This is a genomic window from Flavobacterium panacis (genome assembly GCF_024649945.1).
GTDB lineage: Bacteria > Bacteroidota > Bacteroidia > Flavobacteriales > Flavobacteriaceae > Flavobacterium > Flavobacterium panacis.
Genome location: NZ_JANKMS010000001.1, coordinates 672,427 through 688,077 on the forward strand (window position 1 = coordinate 672,427; position 15,651 = coordinate 688,077).

A 15,651-nucleotide genomic window follows, 5' to 3' on the forward strand; every position below is an offset into this window, starting at 1 on the left:
TACTTATGAAACTAATTGTTAGAACAACATTAATCTTAGCTTTCTGCCTTGCTTCTTTTAACCTTTCGGCCCAAACCAGCAAATACAGATGCATGCTTCAAATGTCCAATTATATGGGTGAAGGTGCTTACATTGTCGTTTCTTTAATAAATCCGCAAGGAAAATACGAAAAGACTCTTTATATATTGGGTGAAGACAAAAAATGGTACAATAGCTTAAAAGAATGGTATGCTTTTTATTCTAAAAAACCAACAGACATCAGTGCAAAAACAGGAGCTTCGGTTACAGGAGGCGATAGAAGTTCTACAACTTTAGAAATCGAAGATTCTAAAATAAACTCTGGATACAAACTAAGATTTGAATCGGCTGTTGAAGATCAAAAATACTACGCAAATGATCTTGAAATCAATTTAAACACTGAACAGCTTTCTACGAAAACAGAAGGAAAAAATTACATTAAATATGTTCGATTAAATAAAGTATAATAAGCTTTAACAGACATTGGTTTTCCAATGTCTGTTTTTATATCTATACTTACAACAACTTTTATATTGAAAAAAACAAAGCTTCATACATTACGTTTAGAATTTCAAATTACACAAGATGTTATGGCCAATATGCTCGGAATGAGTCAAGCAACTTACAGTAGAAAAGAGCGTGGACTTACTAGTATTACTTCTCGAGAATGGGACGCTATTGCTTTAATATTGAATGTAGACAAATTTGAAGTTTTTGAAAATAATACCAAAGAAAGTATTACTTCAGGAAATCAAAAAAGAATAAATGCTGCTATAACCAATTCTCTTCTGGAACAAATTAAAATTTTAAAGAAAGAAAATCTCATCCTAAAAGAAAAACTGAATTCCAAATTTCCAGCTCATTCTAAAAACAAGTAATCCCCGAATATCTTAGACATTCAGGAATTACTTTTACAACCCTATTATTTCTAATACAAGGAATTACTTTTTAACTAACCAATTCTCAACTGCTCTAGAAAAATCAGCTACATCAATCGGGTGACGGCTTGTAATAATATTAGCATCGGTTACTACACTTTGTTCAAGCACAGTTCCTCCAGCGTTTTTTAAATCGACTTGAATGTTCCAATAACCTGTTAGTTTTCTTCCTTTCAAAATATCAGCAGAAGCCAATACAACAGGAGCATGACAAATAGCGGCGATCAATTTTCCTGCTTTATTAAAATCTTGAACAAATTTAATTACATCTTTATCATAACGAAGATTATCTGGATTCCATGCACCGCCAGGAATAAATACTGCATCATAATCACTTACTTTAATTTGATCTGCTGTACGGTCAAATTTAATCCATCCAACGGGTTGTAAATATTGAATTGCCATGACGTGTGTCTTCGACATTTCAGGATAAACCAAACCATATCTTTCTGGTGCTGGATTGTATTTTGGAGCTACAATTTCTACCTCTGCTCCTAATTCTTTAAAATACCAAACGGGTCCAGTCAATTCAATTTCTTGAAATCCGTCGGCTACAATAACGGCAATCTTTTTTCCTTTCAAAGCAGTTTTATTTTTTACTGGTGTAAAAAAGAAAGCTCTTAAATCTTCGTTTCCTGGCGCATCTAACATTTTAGTTACAGGCATATTGACAACAGCTGATTGAGTTGACAATTTGTTTACAATTTCAAATTCGTTACTTGTTTTCATTTCTTTTGTTTTTACGGTTACTTGTGCTTCTGCGTTTAATCCTGCAAATACGCTTACGATACTTGCAACGATCATTTTACTAATAGTTTTCATTGTTTTTAGATTTAAATATTGATATTTGTTTTTAGATTTTTATTCTCGAATAAGCGGAGCAAATTCAATTAGATTATGAATTCCGTCTTGAAAAGGTTGTTTCTTAATACTTGAATTCAAAAAATCAATTACCGGCTGAATGGGCGGAAAATTCAAGTGATATTGAAAAGCTTCTTTATTTCTGAATTTTTCAAAAGTCACAAACTGGGTAGGATCTTCTTTTAATTGTGATAACTGATAGGTCACTACACCCGATTCGCTTCTAAATTCTGGCATGGCTTTGTGGTACACTTTCATAAAATTATCTTCAGTACCTTTTTTCGCATCTACAAAAAGCATAATCGTTAACTGCTCCTCTCCTTTTCGACTCGTTTTGCGCCATTGTTCTTTTGTCAGTGGTTCTAAATCTTTTACCTCAATTACCTTCTGTGGAACTAGCAAAGCTGTTTTGGCTAAATCATTTATTTCTTTAAAATTCTTACCAAACTTTTCTAGTTCATTTTGATTGATCCAGCGCTCAAACAGCCAAATAACAGCTTGATTTTCTTGTTCTAAGTAAGCTTCTGACATGATATTTTTATCACTTAAAATTGACTTTTGAACATAAGCTGCAACAGTATTTTTAAATTTTTCCTGAAATTCTTTTTTGACCTCATAGCGAGTAATTCTAGCACCAATTTCATTTTGGGCTGTTGCCAAAGCACTGTTCATAAACAAGAGGGAAAAAATTCCTAAAACCTTTTTAGAAATCGAGGGATTGTTTTTTATTCTCATGACTTTTGATTTTAAAGTTGTTTTCCAATTTGAATCAATAGGTCTGAAACTGCTTTTGGCTGAGATAAAAAGGGAGAATGACTGCTGTTGATTTCATAAATCGTTTTGATTCCAGCTTTTGAAATCATTTGATCTTGCAGTCTTGGCGAGATCACAATGTCTTGAAGTGTTTTGATGTATATTTTTTCTACACTTCCAAAATTTTGAGAAGTTAGTGTAACGGCATTAGAAAAAGGAATTGCAGGTTCAGCACGATAATTATCTTTTACTTTTTGCTTAGCGACAGCAGTGCTATCATTAATAAACAAACGGATTAATTCTTCAGATTTGACGTCAAGTGTCAAATGATCTGCAGCTTCAATAAGGGTAGGTCCTAACTGCGAATCTGGGTCGGTTTTGGCAAGATCACCAATAGACTGGCCTGATGAAGGTAAAAAAGCACCAATATAAATTAGTCTGCTTATTTTAGAAGGAATGCTTTCGGCAACGGCTGTAACCACCATTCCGCCCATGCTATGCCCTACTAAAACAACTTTTTTATCTGCTTTTGAAATGGCTTCAATAACCTTATCACGATATAAATTTAATGATAAATTTTGAGCTGGCGTAGCCTCTTTTCCGTGTCCTGGAAGTTCAACCACAATTACTTGATGACCGTTTTTAATTAGGCTTGCTTTTACTTCATCCCAAACATAAGGAGCCTGCCAAGCACCGTGTACTAAAACATAAGTTTGCGGTTTAAGATTTATGTTTTCGTCATTATTAGTACAAGAAGCAAATGAAGAAAATGAGGTAAAAGCCAATACTATCGCCAAAACTTTCGGAATTACTCTTCTGTTTTTAAAAACAAAAACTCCTAAATAATGAAACACTACTCCTAATGCCCAAGCAGCATTCTGCCAAAGCGGCCATAAATACGTTTGATCTGTAAGAAACCATACTAACCAAAGTACTGGTGTGGTTAATACAAATACCAATAAGTGAATTTTAAATCCTTTTTTTGGATTGATGTGAGCATTTTGCTCTTTTGCTAAATTTTTCATGATGTGTGATTTTATAAATTGAGATTATTTTAATTGTGTTCCTAGCTGTTCGACTTTTTGAAGCCATTTTGTTCTTTGCTTGTCAGTAGATTTTCTCATAAATCCGAAAGTCGAAAATCGGATGGGATCAAAGCCGACGTAGCCAAAAACGATGTCTTTTAGAATTTGATATTGAGAAGCACGATAGATGAGATAAAACCACCATTTTGGCGTATCCATTGTAACTAAAAGCCTTAAGCTTTTTCCTTTTAAAAGTTTTTCTGGGAAAATTTTTCCTGAATGATGTTTGAAAGCAAAATCAGGAAGTAGAATTCGGTCTATAAATCCTTTAGTAATAGCAGGCATAAATCCCCACCAATTTGGATAAGACAATACAATGTGGTCTGCCCACAAAATAAGTTTTTGAGCTTCAGCTAAATCATCTTCTAGCTCTAATTTTTCTCCTGTTTTGTAACCGTCAGCAAGATTTACATCAAAATCAAGTTCAGAGATATAAATCGTTTTGCAGTTTGCTCCTGTACGTTCAACGCCTTTTTTATAAGCATTAAGCAATGCATTACAAAAAGAATTTTGAGAAGGATGCCCAAGTATAAGTAAGATATTCGTTTTCATAGCAGTATCATTTAATTTGACACTGCAAAGATTTTAAATAAAGCGAGGGCGTTCCTGACACAAATGTGTCAAAATATTATTGATGGGCTAATTTTTGTCGAATTCGGGTAAGCGACTGTCTTTCAATACCTAGAAAACTACAGAGATGCGAAATAGAAACTCTGTTAAACAGTCCAGAATGGTGTTTTATAAAATCGAGATAACGTTCTTCGGCGGTTTGAAATATGAAGCTTTCAATGCGTGTTTGTTGTCGTTTTAAAATTTCTTCTGCGACTAATCGGCCGTATCGTTCAAGATTGGGTAAATGTTCGTAAATCCATTGCATGTTTTCATAAGAAAGACAAACCATAGTTGTAGGTTCTAAACATTGAATGGAATATTTGCTGGGTTGTTGCGTGATAAAAGCGGGATAATGCGTCGCGTAATCTCCTTCAGAATAAAAACCGACGGTAATTTCATTTCCATCTTTATCTACAAAAGAGGAACGAACCAAACCATTTATCACAAAACCAATGCATTTTTGCACTTTTCCGAATTGCAGAAAAAAATCTTTTTTATCCAACTCTTCAATAGTAAGTTTTGAAGCATACTGCGTCAGTTCATCATCTGTCACATTCGGACAAATTTGTTTCACTGAATTTAGAAATGCTTCTATATCTGATTCCATTTACTTTATTAAATTATTTTACCTACTACAAATCATTTAAGCATTTGTATAGCAATAATCACGAATTAAGATTTCGTAAAATATAAGTAGAAGATTGGGGGAGATTTGGGACAAGAAATTAGATACTATTCAAGAATCAGAACAAATATCTGGATAAGAATATAACTATTTCTGTAGCTATATCTTACAAATGTTTTTGTGTAATATTCTTTTCTTAAAAAGGTTATTACACGAGAACACTAATCGTATTACTTAGATTTTCTTTGACGATAAAATCTAAGATAAATTCTTTTACTTCATTTTTTGCTTCGGTTTCGAAAGAGTTGATATGAAATTCTTCATCCTTGTCGCTGATGTGTATAATTTCGGTATAACCTTTAGTAATTAACGTACCTTTCAATTTAATTAAGTTAAATTGCTGTCTGCCATCTAATTCTTTGCGAACCTGTAGTTTTATAGCTCTTCCCATATGCAAATTTTTTAAATTAATTAATTGTCATCTAATTATAAATGTAAAACAATTAATGAATCAAACTAATATTTTAACACAGGTCACAACCTATTATTTATCAACACCTTATAAACATTTTATTTCACAAAAAAGAAACAAAAAATACCATATAAATAAGGTGTTTCCAAACTATTTTCCAACAAATTGTGTATCACTCAGCGTTTTCATAAAAGCGATAAGATTATCTTTTTCTTGTTCTGTCAACGGAATTCTCTTTCCATTTCCTTTAAAAATCGGATCAAGATTATCAGCATCTAATACGCCATTATCAAAATAATCTAAAACAGCTCTTAAATTCGAGAACTGTCCAAAACTTCCATAAGGTGCCGTATATTCAACATTTCGCAGAGATGGAACTCTAAAACTCATAAAATCGGCAGGAATTCCTGTTACTCTTCCTCTACCCGCTTCATTTGTATCTATATTTAATGGAAAACCAATATTTCTAAAACTCTGATCCGTAAATAATTCTGTTGCATGACAACTGGCACATTTCTGCTGAAAGGATTGAAAACCCTGCAATTCGCTTTCCGTAAAAGAGGTTTCTTTTCGTTTTACTTTATCGTATTTGCTGTTGGCAGAAATTAAAGTGTATTCAAATTGTGCAATACTTTTATAAATTTTATCAGGTGTAACACTTTCATCTCCAAAAGCTTTTTTGAACAAATCTTTATAAACCGCATCGTCTTTAATTTTGCCTATAACTTCTAAAATAGAAGAATCCATTTCTTCATGCGTGATTATAGGAACTAAAGGCTGATTTTCTAATTGCAATTTACTTCCATCCCAATTGTAAAACTTCATGAAAGCCAGATTTTGAATTGAGGGCGTATTTCGAAGTCCGATTCTGCCTTCAATTCCAACGGCTTGTGCGTGCTGATCTGTAAAAGCATTTGCCTGAATGTGACAGCTTGAGCACGAAATCGTATTGTCTGCGCTAAATCTTTTATCAGAAAAAAGTTTTTCCCCTAATTCTATTCCGTATTTAGTTGGTTTGTTTTGACCAACAAAAGCATTTAATTCTGGAAAATCAGACGGAATATTTAAGGCTATTTCTGGATTATCAATAGCAATCATATCAGAATCTTCATTGCTGCAAGACGTTAATGACAGTACAATCGATATGAAAACAATTATTTTTTTCATTTTAAATGAATTTAAAACAGAACCGTCTGCCTTCTAAAATCACAAACGGTTCTGTATTATGATTTTAGTTTTCTACGCTAGAAACAGAAAACATTCCTGAGATATCGCTTGTTCCGTTTCCACCTAAATTGTCTACAAATCTTACCATTTGAGCCGCTGTATGAACATTTGGAGTTGCATTATCGTTCATTCCAGTTCCGGTAGAAAGTGTAATTGTATTGGTTTTACCACTCAATAATTTATCAAAATCAGCATTGATTTTGATTTTTGGCGCTTTACTTCCTACCACTGCATTTGTAGTCAGATTTAAAGTTACATCGCGATACGCATTTACACCTTGTGTGTAAGCTCCTGCTGTTCCTTCAACTGTACTTCCAGTATGAATTGACATGGTTTTATTATCTGTATCATAAAAACCTTCCACTTTTGTAAAACGGTAACCACTTCCCCATTCCCACATCATCGCCGTGTCGTTTGCTCCCGCAGCAGCATAAAAATTAGGAAATCTAACCTGATCTAAAGTATTTTGCTCTGGTTTGATTCCTAAACCAAATTTGATCTGTTTGTAAGTCGCAGATGGCACATTACTTAAAACATAACTTAACGAAGCCGTTTTTGACTGGTCGATTACTGTCGCACCTTTATCCAAATCATTTACATTGTATGGAACTTCATCGCCATTGTCTTTGATAAGACGAATGTTGCTGATTACATATTTCAATTCAGAAAAATGATGTACTTGTCCAGAAGCTGAAGTATTTGTTGTCGCACTTGTTGAAGCTGCGTTTCCTAAAACAATCGTGGTACTTTTGAAAGTATTATTAAATTCTAAAGTCAAATTGTTTGCTGCAGGATTGTCGTCATCGCTTGAACAAGATACGAATGCCAAAGAGGCCAATGATAGTAAAAGGTATTTTTTTAAATTTTGCATTTTTTTAAATTTTTGTATTTCTATTTTATTATTTGTGTTTGATTTTTTTAACACATAGAAACATAGCTTTTACTGACTTATTAAAGGCGTTTCACTTGCATTAATAAACATAGCTATGTGTTAGAAACTTGTTTCTTTTCATATTCTATTTATTAAGCATCGAAATATATCTATGTTTCTATGCGTTAAAAATGTTTTTCAACATTTAGTAAAAAATAAAATAGGCGGCGGTACAAAAATTTCGAGACAAGGTTCTGTTTGTCCCATTTCTTTATAAATCAATACTTTTCTTGAATTTAATATTCTTATAATGTCACATTTAAATTCAATTTCGGAAGTCAAAACAATATCAATACTTTTACTAATGCTTGTAAGTTCTAAATCACTTTTCTGATCCGATTTTTCGAGTTCTTTCTTTAAATGACATTTTCCGTGACACTGTAATTCTGGCTTTGCTTTATTGACGCAAAATTCGTTTTCAATACTTTGCTGGTTCAGTTTAAAGTGCACAATAATCAATGCTTGCTGGAAAGAAACCAACAGCAATAAGATTATCATTGTGAAACTAAAAACTTTATTCATCTTGTATTAGAAATTGAATTTTAAAGAGGTGAAAATATTACGTCCCATTCTTGGAATATTTCCCCAGTCGGCATAAGTACTGTAATATTCATTTAATAAATTCTCTGCTCCAACCTGAACTACGGTTTTTACTTTATTGATTTTAAAAGAATAATCGGCTGAAATATTCCAGATTGTATAAGCTCCTGTTAAATCTTCTCCGTATTCTGGACTAAAATTGATCTGCTCAAAATCGCCATTTACAGAAGTCTGAATTCCGAAGTTTTTATCCATAAAATGAAGCGAAGTTTGATAACTCAACGGACGAATAAATGGCAGATTTCCTCCATTATTATCCATTCCGCGGGCGTAAGTCAAGGTTCCTTTCCAATGCAAATGTTCTAGAATATCATAACTCGCGTTCATTGACATATTCAAAAGCGTTGCATAATCTAATGAAGTATATCCTTTTACACCAACCGATTGGTAATTCATCGGACTTCCCATACTCAAAATTCTACCAATGATGTAGTTTTGAATATAGAAATAATTGATTTTCCCTTGAATGCTTAATTTTTCGTTTTTAAAACCTGCGCTGGCATTTCCTTCATACGAAATTTCATTTTTTAAATCAGGATTTCCGATATAATCATAACGGTCAAAACTATTGTAGATGTAATATCCGTATCCTTCAGAAACAGATGGTGCTCTGTGTCCGTAACCTGTTCCAACAGAAAAATTAAAATGATCAATATCTAAATTATAACCTGCGTGAAGACTTGGCAAAAATCTCGTTTTTTCCTGAGATGCGCCTGGATGAAAAATCCAGTTGAATTCTACATATTTAGAATAATTGTAATTGACACCCAAAGAACCACCCAAATTCACCTGACTTTTCTCTGAAATATCCCAAGAATTATTTATCGAAAGTCCCGCATAACGTGTTGTTACCCAAGGCCAGCTGTAAGCAAACATGGTTCTTTCGCTTCGATCTTGCGGATACATTCGCATTTCTGCAATTGATAAATTATCGTAAGCATTTAACTGTATTTCAGACGAATAACTGTTCTTTTTCAAATTGGCTTTAGAAACCAAACCATAGGTCGTACTCCAGCCTGGCATATCCATATGAACCAAATTTTCGGGACGCGTGGTATCATCCATATAATGTTCTATGGCATTGAAATAGATTTTGGAATCCACAACTTTAACCAATCCTTCTTCAAACAATTGTTTATAAGAAGCAGATGTAATTAAAGCGCGTGAAAGTGATAAATCCATTGGAAGCGCTGGATAACCAACATCTTTTGCCATATCAAAAATCGCATCCAATCTTACTGATGATAAATCGGTAGTTTTATAAGCAAATCCTAATGAAGTATTGAACTTTTTATATTGTGAATGTTTTACTTCGTTATCGTTTCCATCATAATAATTGTCGGCTTTTCGATAGGAAATACTTCCTTCAGCAACAAATTTTTCACCCGAATACGCAACATTTCCAAGATTGAAAAACTGTTTGTTGTTAAACTCAAATCCGCTTTGGTAAGCTCCGTTCCATTTTTTTGCTAATCCAAAAGGCGTGCTTTTTCTTTTTAAATCGATACTTCCTGCAATGGTTGAACCGTGAAGACTTCCCTCCTGTCCTGATTTTATATCAATAGTCGAAAGATTATTACTTTCGACATAAGAAGTAATTGGGTCCATTTTATCGGTACAAGCCCCAAAAACGTGCATTCCATCAATGGTAACCGTAGAACGTTCTGTACTCATATTGTTCAATAAAGGTTCCCATGCGTAAGCACCACGTTTAATGAAACTAATATTATCTGAAGAAGATAAAAATTCATCAACAGAAACCGCCATTTTCATTTCGGTTTCAATTTTCTTTTTGGCTGCGTTTTTTACCTTTACTTCTTCTAAATTTTTAATACTATCGTGATGTGCGTGTGTGTTTTGAGCGGTTACTGACACTCCCAAAAAAAGTAACATTAAAATATATTTCATGTTTTTAGAATAAAGTATCAATATATAATTCGCTCTTAACACCTTCTACTCCAGGTGTAAAATCTGTTGGAACTACCGTTCCTTTTAAAATTAATCCGTTTTGATTCATCATAATTAAGTTCAGCGTCCAGTTTCCTGTCATCGTATAATTAACCACTCCGTGATATAAACCGTCGTTTTGCTGTGTTAAATCTTGGTTATTTGGAGACGAATGATTTCCCATTGAAGGTTCCGGCATTCGTGGATCTATTTTTAAAGTATAACCTGTAACTTCTGAATAGGAAAACTGTGTCGGATCTGGGAAAGTACCCGCAGCAGTTGTTGGTTTATTGTATTTGTAAATTCCCGCAACTATTGGATTTTCAGCTACTTTTGGCTTTTGTGGTGCAATTAAAGCAATAACATATTGTTCGTTATCTTTTCCTGTAAAAGTGGTCATATTGAGGTTTTTATTGCTTTGTTTTTCAACCAAAATATCTTTAGTCACTTCATACTTTTGATTGTCAGCTGTAAAACTTACATAGAATTTCCAGCTGTTTGTTGTAGCACTTTCACTTGTAAATACCGAATATCCTGCAAAATATTTATTAGCGGTATCGTACTTAACAGTATACTCATGCGGACAAGAAGTTGTGCTTCCTTCAGTTGAACTCATAATAGGTAAAAAAGTAACTTCTGATGCTGTAAGACTTTGATTGTTTTGTGTATTGACAATCTTAAAACGAAGTTCGTTGTAACCTTTATAAAATGTTCCGTTTAAGGCTTCAATACTAATTTTGTAGTTACCACTTGTTAAAGAAGCCGCTTCTTTAAATTCATAATATTCTGGCACTTGAGAACCAATCTCCGCTTCGTAATCTGTTTTATCGATTGTACAGGACGTAATTGCACACACTAATGCAATCACCAAAAATTTAAAAGATTTCATTTGTAATGAATGTTTGAAAACTGTTTAAAATGCAGCACAAAGCCATCAGATTTTGAAAGACTAAATGCCGTGAAATTTAAATGGAGGTTGTAATTGAAAAATACGTTTCAAGTGTCTTTTCCATTACTTGAAATAAGATCAAAAATTACTGTTGTAGAGAATAGAATTCAATCGAATAAACTGAAATTCTAAAATAAATTCATTGACTATCAAATGAACTTATACCAAGTTTTGCATCATTGAAATTAAAATCAATGATCTAAAATCTTTTACAATAAAATTGATCTTAAAGAAAAGTTACACCAGCGGAGGGTGAAAAGTAAGATTAGAAGCCCCGATAGGTTTCTTTTCGAATAAAGTAGCAGTATTTTCTCTTAACTCGACAGCAGGGATTACGTTTAAAACAATTTCAGCAGTGTTCTGAACATACACCAACTCTAATTTATCTTTTAAACTGTCCTGCATTTTCTTTTCGTTATCAGAATATTTTTTGATGCTTTTTTGAAGTTCGCATCGTCCGTTACAGCTATTAAATGCCTGCTTACGTTGCACACAAATAGTTTTCGCGATTTCTTTCTGATTGATTTTGAATGAAGCATAAACGAACAAGCTACCAAATGATGGCGATAAAATTAAAATCGAAAGTGCTATGATAATTAATCTTTTCAACTGCTTGTTGTCTATTTTGGCAACAAAAGTACATACTATTTTGTATTTATTTTAACTAAATCCTGATTTTTTATTTGGCAAAAAGAGAAAGCCATTTTATTCGGATCATTTCTCAATCGGTTTCAAATTCAGAAAACTTCAACACATTTTAAAACATATTACTGATTTAAAACACTTTACATGATAATTTGACAACAAATACAATTTATTATATAAGCAACTTGTTGTACACATGTCTACTTTTGAGGAAACTTAACTTAACACTCGACAATCATGGAAACCTCTCAATTTAATAAAAGCAAAAGGCATTTTATATGCACAACAAGCGTTTGTAACGGAGATAATAACGAATTGATATTCCGAAGATCGTATCAGGGCGACTGGGGAGATTGGGATGATAAAATCGAAAATCCGGTAACTGAATTTACTTCTGAAGAACCGAATGTATGCGATCCAAAAGAAGATATTTTAAATTAAACCGTTAGGAAAAATTACTATTTAACACATAGAAACATAGCTCTGTAAACTTTTAAAAAAGGCGTTTCACTAATTTCAATGCACATAGTTATGTGTTAAAATTAAATTTTGCTCTATTTCAGATGAGTTAAACGACTACTATTTTATCTTTCAACTGAACGTTAAAGCCTAAGTCTTTAGCCGTTCGGACGGTTGGATCATTGGACATATCATTCAGCATTCCAACAATAGTCAAATTTTCGATCTGATTGTTTTTCAAATATTCAAACAAACCAGTTTCTGTAAAACCATTAGACGTATTTTTTACGATTATCATTTCGCCTTCAATTGGAGCAACATCTTCGTATATTTCTGCGCCGTATGTACCCGAAACAAAATGAGAAGCATTTTTATTTAATGCAATATGCTGTATATGAATAACGGTTTTTCTTTTCTTTCTAAAAGAATCTAAAGTTTTCTTTGCTTTGGCAGCAACTTCATAACTTCCTTTAAACTCCATTTTTCCTTTATAGAAGTAATCATTTTGTATGTCTATTAACAATAATGCCGATTTTGTATATTTTCTTTTCATTATGGTATAGTACTTTTATTTGATTTGGTAAAAAAACTGCCGGTTTCAAGTGCTCAGTTCCTCTTAAATTATATCATGCTCAAAATCAAATATACTCCGGACCCCTCTAGAGCCTGCCCCAGACAGGATTGATTGTTAACGAGAATAAAATTATTTGGAAAAATTTTGCAGCTTGTGATGAGAAACCGGCAGTCCAACAAAAAATAGCCTTTTAAAAAAGAAAAAATTTCTTCTAAAATTGGACTGCGAAACTACTAATTTGAAAGGGGGAAAAAGAGAACGTTTCTTTACCTATTACGCAATAAATAAAATACTTTTCTGATAGAAAAAACATCAAACAGCTATTATACAACAACTTAACAAAAACAGTATTTTCTTTATAAAAATCTCTTATTATAAGTAGCTGTACCGCAATTTGATTTTTAAGAAGATTCTTTTTCTAACAATTTTAAAAAAAGTTATTACACATAAAGATTTAATGTTGTTAAGAAAATGAAGAGCCTGCCAAATTTTGAAAAATATTAGTTAAATTACCCCTTCCTATTATAAGCTAAATTCAATTAAATAGAGCCTACAATTATAAAAAAGTACTGCTCCGTTTAAATTACAACCAAATACCACATGCAATTAAAAAATACGCTACTCCTATTCACTTTTTTTCTTTCGAATTATCTCTCGTATTCACAATCTAATTTTGAAAAAATTTATACAGAAACCTATCAGGTTTTATTAAGTTCAGATCCTAAAAAGGCTTTAAGCAATACTGACTATCTTTATAAAATTGCAAAAAAAAATTCTGATAAAATAAACACCCGCATACTCAAAGCGCAAATTCTATATCAGTACGGAATTCATAATGAAGCGATCAATGCTTTAAAAGAAGCTGAAAAAATCGCTTTACTGGAGGCAAATTATGCAACTCAAGCCAAGATCTACGGATTTATGGCATCGCTTTATCGTGAAAATGAAATCTATCATATCGGAAAAACCTATCTGAATAAAGCGGTTGCCATTAGCAAAAAAATAAAAGATGAAAGCGAAATGTATCGTTTTCAGGGAAATTTATCCCAGGAATTGGCTTGTTATGAATTGCATGATGCTAACTATTCTACAGCAATTTCGCATCTTAAAAAAGGAATTCATTTATTTGAAAAAGCGGCTTCTGTGAGCGATAAAAATTACCAGATTGCTATTAACGACGAGCTTATTGCTAAAAATTATCTCGAACTAAAGAAAACAGATTCGGCTTTGTTTCATTATGACAAAGCAGAAAAAGAACTTAAGGATTCTTTCTCTTATGACAGTCCGATGAGAGGGTTTATTTATAATGGAATGGCAGACGTTTATGTGGCAAAGAAAGATTTTAAAAAAGCGCTTTTTCATTATAAAAAAGCGGAAGATATTGCAGAAAAATCAGATTACGCGGCCTTAAAACAAGAGGTCTATAGTTCGTTGATGGAATTTTACAAATTGACCGATACCAAAAAATACATTGTTTACAACGAAAAGAATTTAAAATTAAGCAAAGCCGAAAACAATAATAATAAAGTCATTGCAGATGATTTAATAAAATCACTTCATAAAAGTCATTTGGATACGGAATCTCAAAACCAAAAAAACAAACTGATTTTTATTTTCATTAGTCTATTTGTAATTTTAACTACAGTGGCTATTTATCTCTTTAAAAGAAAACAGGATTATAAAAAAATAAAATCCTTTATAGAAAATAATCAATCCGTTTCAGTTGATGAACTAAAAACAGAAAGCAAAAAAGACGTTTCTAAAGAATACATGTCTGAAGCAGCTGAAAATAGCATTCTACAAAATCTGGCAGAATTTGAAAACTCCCTTTCTTATCTGGATAAAACACTTTCTTTGAATTCGGTTGCTACAGAATTAAATGTCAATCACCGATATTTATCGTATGTTATTAATAAACACAAATCAAAAGATTTTGCGGGATATATTAATGAATTAAAGATCAATTACATCGTGGACCGTTTAAAAAATGATCCGACTTATTTGAAATATAAAATTAGTTATCTGGCCGATCAGGCAGGTTTTGCTTCTCATACCCGCTTTACTATTACATTCAAAAAAATTACGGGTGTTTCTCCTTTGACTTTTATTACCTATCTTCAAAATAATAGTGAAGACTAATAATACAAGGATTTAAGATATTGCTACATCGTTTGAACTGATTTTAGTTTGCAGGAATGTTAAGAAAAAGAGTAATTGTTATTATGAACTCTTTTTCTTCGATAACGATATTTCTATAATTCACCAAAACTCATTTTAACAAAATTATCGCCATTATTTTGACCAAAATCACCAAAATGATGCGAAAAATTCGAAATATTATTTAATCAACTGATAAAAGTTATAGATTTGTTCAAAAAACAATAGCAATTTTGTTCCCTAAATGGAGAATACAACATCAGATATTTTTTTATGGCAGCAGATCAAAAAAGGTGATATTTCCGCCTTTGAGCAGCTGTATGACAACTACGCTGATGTTCTACTTACTTTTGCTTTACAATATACTAACGAAACTTCTATTGCTAAAGATGCTATTCATGATGTTTTTTTAGACATTTACAAATACAGAAGCGGTCTTGCCGAAACTGTAAATGTAAAATCATATCTGTTTAAAATCACACAGCGAAATGTTTTGAAAAAGCACAAAGCTGCTCGAAAAATATTTTCCATTTCCTCTGATTATGATTCAGTTATCTTAAAAGAACTCTCTTTTGAAGATACTTTGATTGAAGAAGAAAACAATGCCGCTCTTAACTCCAGATTAGCATTTGCGATGCAGGAACTTACCGAAAAACAGCGCAAAGCATTGTTCTACAGATTTAACGAAGACAAACCTTACGAGGAAATTGCTTCTATTTTAAACATCTCTATCGAATCTTGCAGAACACTGATTTACAGATGTTTGAAAGAACTTCGAAAAAAACTTTAAAAAAAGGT

Annotated in this window: 18 protein-coding genes; 5 read left to right on the top strand and 13 right to left on the bottom strand. The window is 32.4% G+C overall.

The window, feature by feature from the left end; genetic code table 11:
- Positions 1–5 precede the first annotated feature (5 nt).
- Both NQQ59_RS02860 and NQQ59_RS02865 read left to right on the top strand, forming a co-directional pair.
- Entirely contained in the window at positions 6–485 is a 480-nt protein-coding gene (locus NQQ59_RS02860; protein WP_144213422.1) for a DUF2271 domain-containing protein, read from the top strand.
- A gap of 66 nt (positions 486–551) precedes the next feature.
- Entirely contained in the window at positions 552–896 is a 345-nt protein-coding gene (locus NQQ59_RS02865; protein WP_186296553.1) for a helix-turn-helix domain-containing protein, read from the top strand.
- Between the two features lie 63 nt (positions 897–959).
- On the opposite strand, the gene NQQ59_RS02870 is transcribed toward NQQ59_RS02865, so the two are convergent.
- The 12 genes from NQQ59_RS02870 to NQQ59_RS02925 all read right to left on the bottom strand — a co-directional run bounded on the left by NQQ59_RS02870 (position 960) and on the right by NQQ59_RS02925 (position 11,627).
- A complete protein-coding gene (locus NQQ59_RS02870) occupies positions 960–1,778 on the bottom strand; it encodes a DJ-1/PfpI/YhbO family deglycase/protease (RefSeq protein WP_144213425.1) in 819 nt (272 codons plus the stop codon).
- A gap of 39 nt (positions 1,779–1,817) precedes the next feature.
- Positions 1,818–2,552 (bottom strand): putative quinol monooxygenase, encoded by a 735-nt coding sequence (locus NQQ59_RS02875; protein ID WP_144213427.1) that lies wholly within the window; start codon positions 2,550–2,552, stop codon positions 1,818–1,820.
- 11 nt (positions 2,553–2,563) lie between these two features.
- Positions 2,564–3,595: an alpha/beta fold hydrolase gene (locus NQQ59_RS02880; protein ID WP_144213429.1), complete on the bottom strand. Its 1,032-nt coding sequence runs from the start codon at positions 3,593–3,595 to the stop codon at positions 2,564–2,566.
- A gap of 24 nt (positions 3,596–3,619) precedes the next feature.
- Positions 3,620–4,207 (bottom strand): NAD(P)H-dependent oxidoreductase, encoded by a 588-nt coding sequence (locus tag NQQ59_RS02885; RefSeq protein WP_144213431.1) that lies wholly within the window; start codon positions 4,205–4,207, stop codon positions 3,620–3,622.
- 76 nt (positions 4,208–4,283) lie between these two features.
- Entirely contained in the window at positions 4,284–4,874 is a 591-nt protein-coding gene (locus NQQ59_RS02890; RefSeq protein WP_144213433.1) for a Crp/Fnr family transcriptional regulator, read from the bottom strand.
- Positions 4,875–5,100: 226 nt separating this feature from the next.
- Positions 5,101–5,343, bottom strand: coding sequence for a hypothetical protein (locus NQQ59_RS02895; RefSeq protein WP_144213435.1), 243 nt, complete (start codon positions 5,341–5,343; stop codon positions 5,101–5,103).
- 171 nt (positions 5,344–5,514) lie between these two features.
- Positions 5,515–6,531, bottom strand: coding sequence for a cytochrome-c peroxidase (locus NQQ59_RS02900; RefSeq protein ID WP_144213437.1), 1,017 nt, complete (start codon positions 6,529–6,531; stop codon positions 5,515–5,517).
- 64 nt (positions 6,532–6,595) lie between these two features.
- A complete protein-coding gene (locus tag NQQ59_RS02905) occupies positions 6,596–7,462 on the bottom strand; it encodes an MbnP family protein (protein WP_144213439.1) in 867 nt (288 codons plus the stop codon).
- 198 nt (positions 7,463–7,660) lie between these two features.
- Positions 7,661–8,044, bottom strand: coding sequence for a hypothetical protein (locus tag NQQ59_RS02910; protein ID WP_144213441.1), 384 nt, complete (start codon positions 8,042–8,044; stop codon positions 7,661–7,663).
- Between the two features lie 6 nt (positions 8,045–8,050).
- Positions 8,051–10,030, bottom strand: coding sequence for a TonB-dependent receptor plug domain-containing protein (locus tag NQQ59_RS02915; RefSeq protein ID WP_144213443.1), 1,980 nt, complete (start codon positions 10,028–10,030; stop codon positions 8,051–8,053).
- 4 nt (positions 10,031–10,034) lie between these two features.
- Positions 10,035–10,958: a hypothetical protein gene (locus NQQ59_RS02920; protein WP_144213445.1), complete on the bottom strand. Its 924-nt coding sequence runs from the start codon at positions 10,956–10,958 to the stop codon at positions 10,035–10,037.
- Between the two features lie 297 nt (positions 10,959–11,255).
- Positions 11,256–11,627 carry a hypothetical protein gene (locus NQQ59_RS02925; protein ID WP_257698125.1) on the bottom strand — a complete coding sequence of 124 codons (372 nt, stop codon included), beginning with the start codon at positions 11,625–11,627 and terminating at the stop codon, positions 11,256–11,258.
- A gap of 273 nt (positions 11,628–11,900) precedes the next feature.
- Here NQQ59_RS02925 and NQQ59_RS02930 point away from each other — a divergent pair, with 273 nt between their 5' ends.
- Complete coding sequence (locus tag NQQ59_RS02930; RefSeq protein WP_144213449.1) at positions 11,901–12,104, top strand: hypothetical protein; 204 nt, start codon at positions 11,901–11,903, stop codon at positions 12,102–12,104.
- A 127-nt stretch (positions 12,105–12,231) separates the two neighbouring features.
- Here NQQ59_RS02930 and NQQ59_RS02935 read toward each other — a convergent pair whose 3' ends face one another.
- Entirely contained in the window at positions 12,232–12,675 is a 444-nt protein-coding gene (locus tag NQQ59_RS02935; protein ID WP_144213451.1) for an isochorismatase family protein, read from the bottom strand.
- Positions 12,676–13,296: 621 nt separating this feature from the next.
- On the opposite strand from NQQ59_RS02935, the gene NQQ59_RS02940 reads away from it, so the two are divergent.
- Together NQQ59_RS02940 and NQQ59_RS02945 are read left to right on the top strand one after the other, a co-directional pair.
- Positions 13,297–14,835, top strand: coding sequence for an AraC family transcriptional regulator (locus tag NQQ59_RS02940; protein ID WP_144213453.1), 1,539 nt, complete (start codon positions 13,297–13,299; stop codon positions 14,833–14,835).
- A gap of 262 nt (positions 14,836–15,097) precedes the next feature.
- Entirely contained in the window at positions 15,098–15,643 is a 546-nt protein-coding gene (locus tag NQQ59_RS02945; protein WP_144213455.1) for an RNA polymerase sigma factor, read from the top strand.
- Positions 15,644–15,651 lie beyond the last annotated feature (8 nt).

Bases quoted from the DNA above. Each gene is read 5' to 3' on its own strand.
- NQQ59_RS02860 (WP_144213422.1), top strand. From the start codon at position 6: ATGAAACTAATTGTTAGAACAACATTAATCTTAGCTTTCTGCCTTGCT.
- NQQ59_RS02870 (WP_144213425.1), bottom strand. From the start codon at position 1,778: ATGAAAACTATTAGTAAAATGATCGTTGCAAGTATCGTAAGCGTATTT.
- NQQ59_RS02875 (WP_144213427.1), bottom strand. From the start codon at position 2,552: ATGAGAATAAAAAACAATCCCTCGATTTCTAAAAAGGTTTTAGGAATT.
- NQQ59_RS02880 (WP_144213429.1), bottom strand. From the start codon at position 3,595: ATGAAAAATTTAGCAAAAGAGCAAAATGCTCACATCAATCCAAAAAAA.
- NQQ59_RS02885 (WP_144213431.1), bottom strand. From the start codon at position 4,207: ATGAAAACGAATATCTTACTTATACTTGGGCATCCTTCTCAAAATTCT.
- NQQ59_RS02890 (WP_144213433.1), bottom strand. From the start codon at position 4,874: ATGGAATCAGATATAGAAGCATTTCTAAATTCAGTGAAACAAATTTGT.
- NQQ59_RS02895 (WP_144213435.1), bottom strand. From the start codon at position 5,343: ATGGGAAGAGCTATAAAACTACAGGTTCGCAAAGAATTAGATGGCAGA.
- NQQ59_RS02900 (WP_144213437.1), bottom strand. From the start codon at position 6,531: ATGAAAAAAATAATTGTTTTCATATCGATTGTACTGTCATTAACGTCT.
- NQQ59_RS02905 (WP_144213439.1), bottom strand. From the start codon at position 7,462: ATGCAAAATTTAAAAAAATACCTTTTACTATCATTGGCCTCTTTGGCA.
- NQQ59_RS02910 (WP_144213441.1), bottom strand. From the start codon at position 8,044: ATGAATAAAGTTTTTAGTTTCACAATGATAATCTTATTGCTGTTGGTT.
- NQQ59_RS02915 (WP_144213443.1), bottom strand. From the start codon at position 10,030: ATGAAATATATTTTAATGTTACTTTTTTTGGGAGTGTCAGTAACCGCT.
- NQQ59_RS02920 (WP_144213445.1), bottom strand. From the start codon at position 10,958: ATGAAATCTTTTAAATTTTTGGTGATTGCATTAGTGTGTGCAATTACG.
- NQQ59_RS02930 (WP_144213449.1), top strand. From the start codon at position 11,901: ATGGAAACCTCTCAATTTAATAAAAGCAAAAGGCATTTTATATGCACA.
- NQQ59_RS02935 (WP_144213451.1), bottom strand. From the start codon at position 12,675: ATGAAAAGAAAATATACAAAATCGGCATTATTGTTAATAGACATACAA.
- NQQ59_RS02940 (WP_144213453.1), top strand. From the start codon at position 13,297: ATGCAATTAAAAAATACGCTACTCCTATTCACTTTTTTTCTTTCGAAT.
- NQQ59_RS02945 (WP_144213455.1), top strand. From the start codon at position 15,098: ATGGAGAATACAACATCAGATATTTTTTTATGGCAGCAGATCAAAAAA.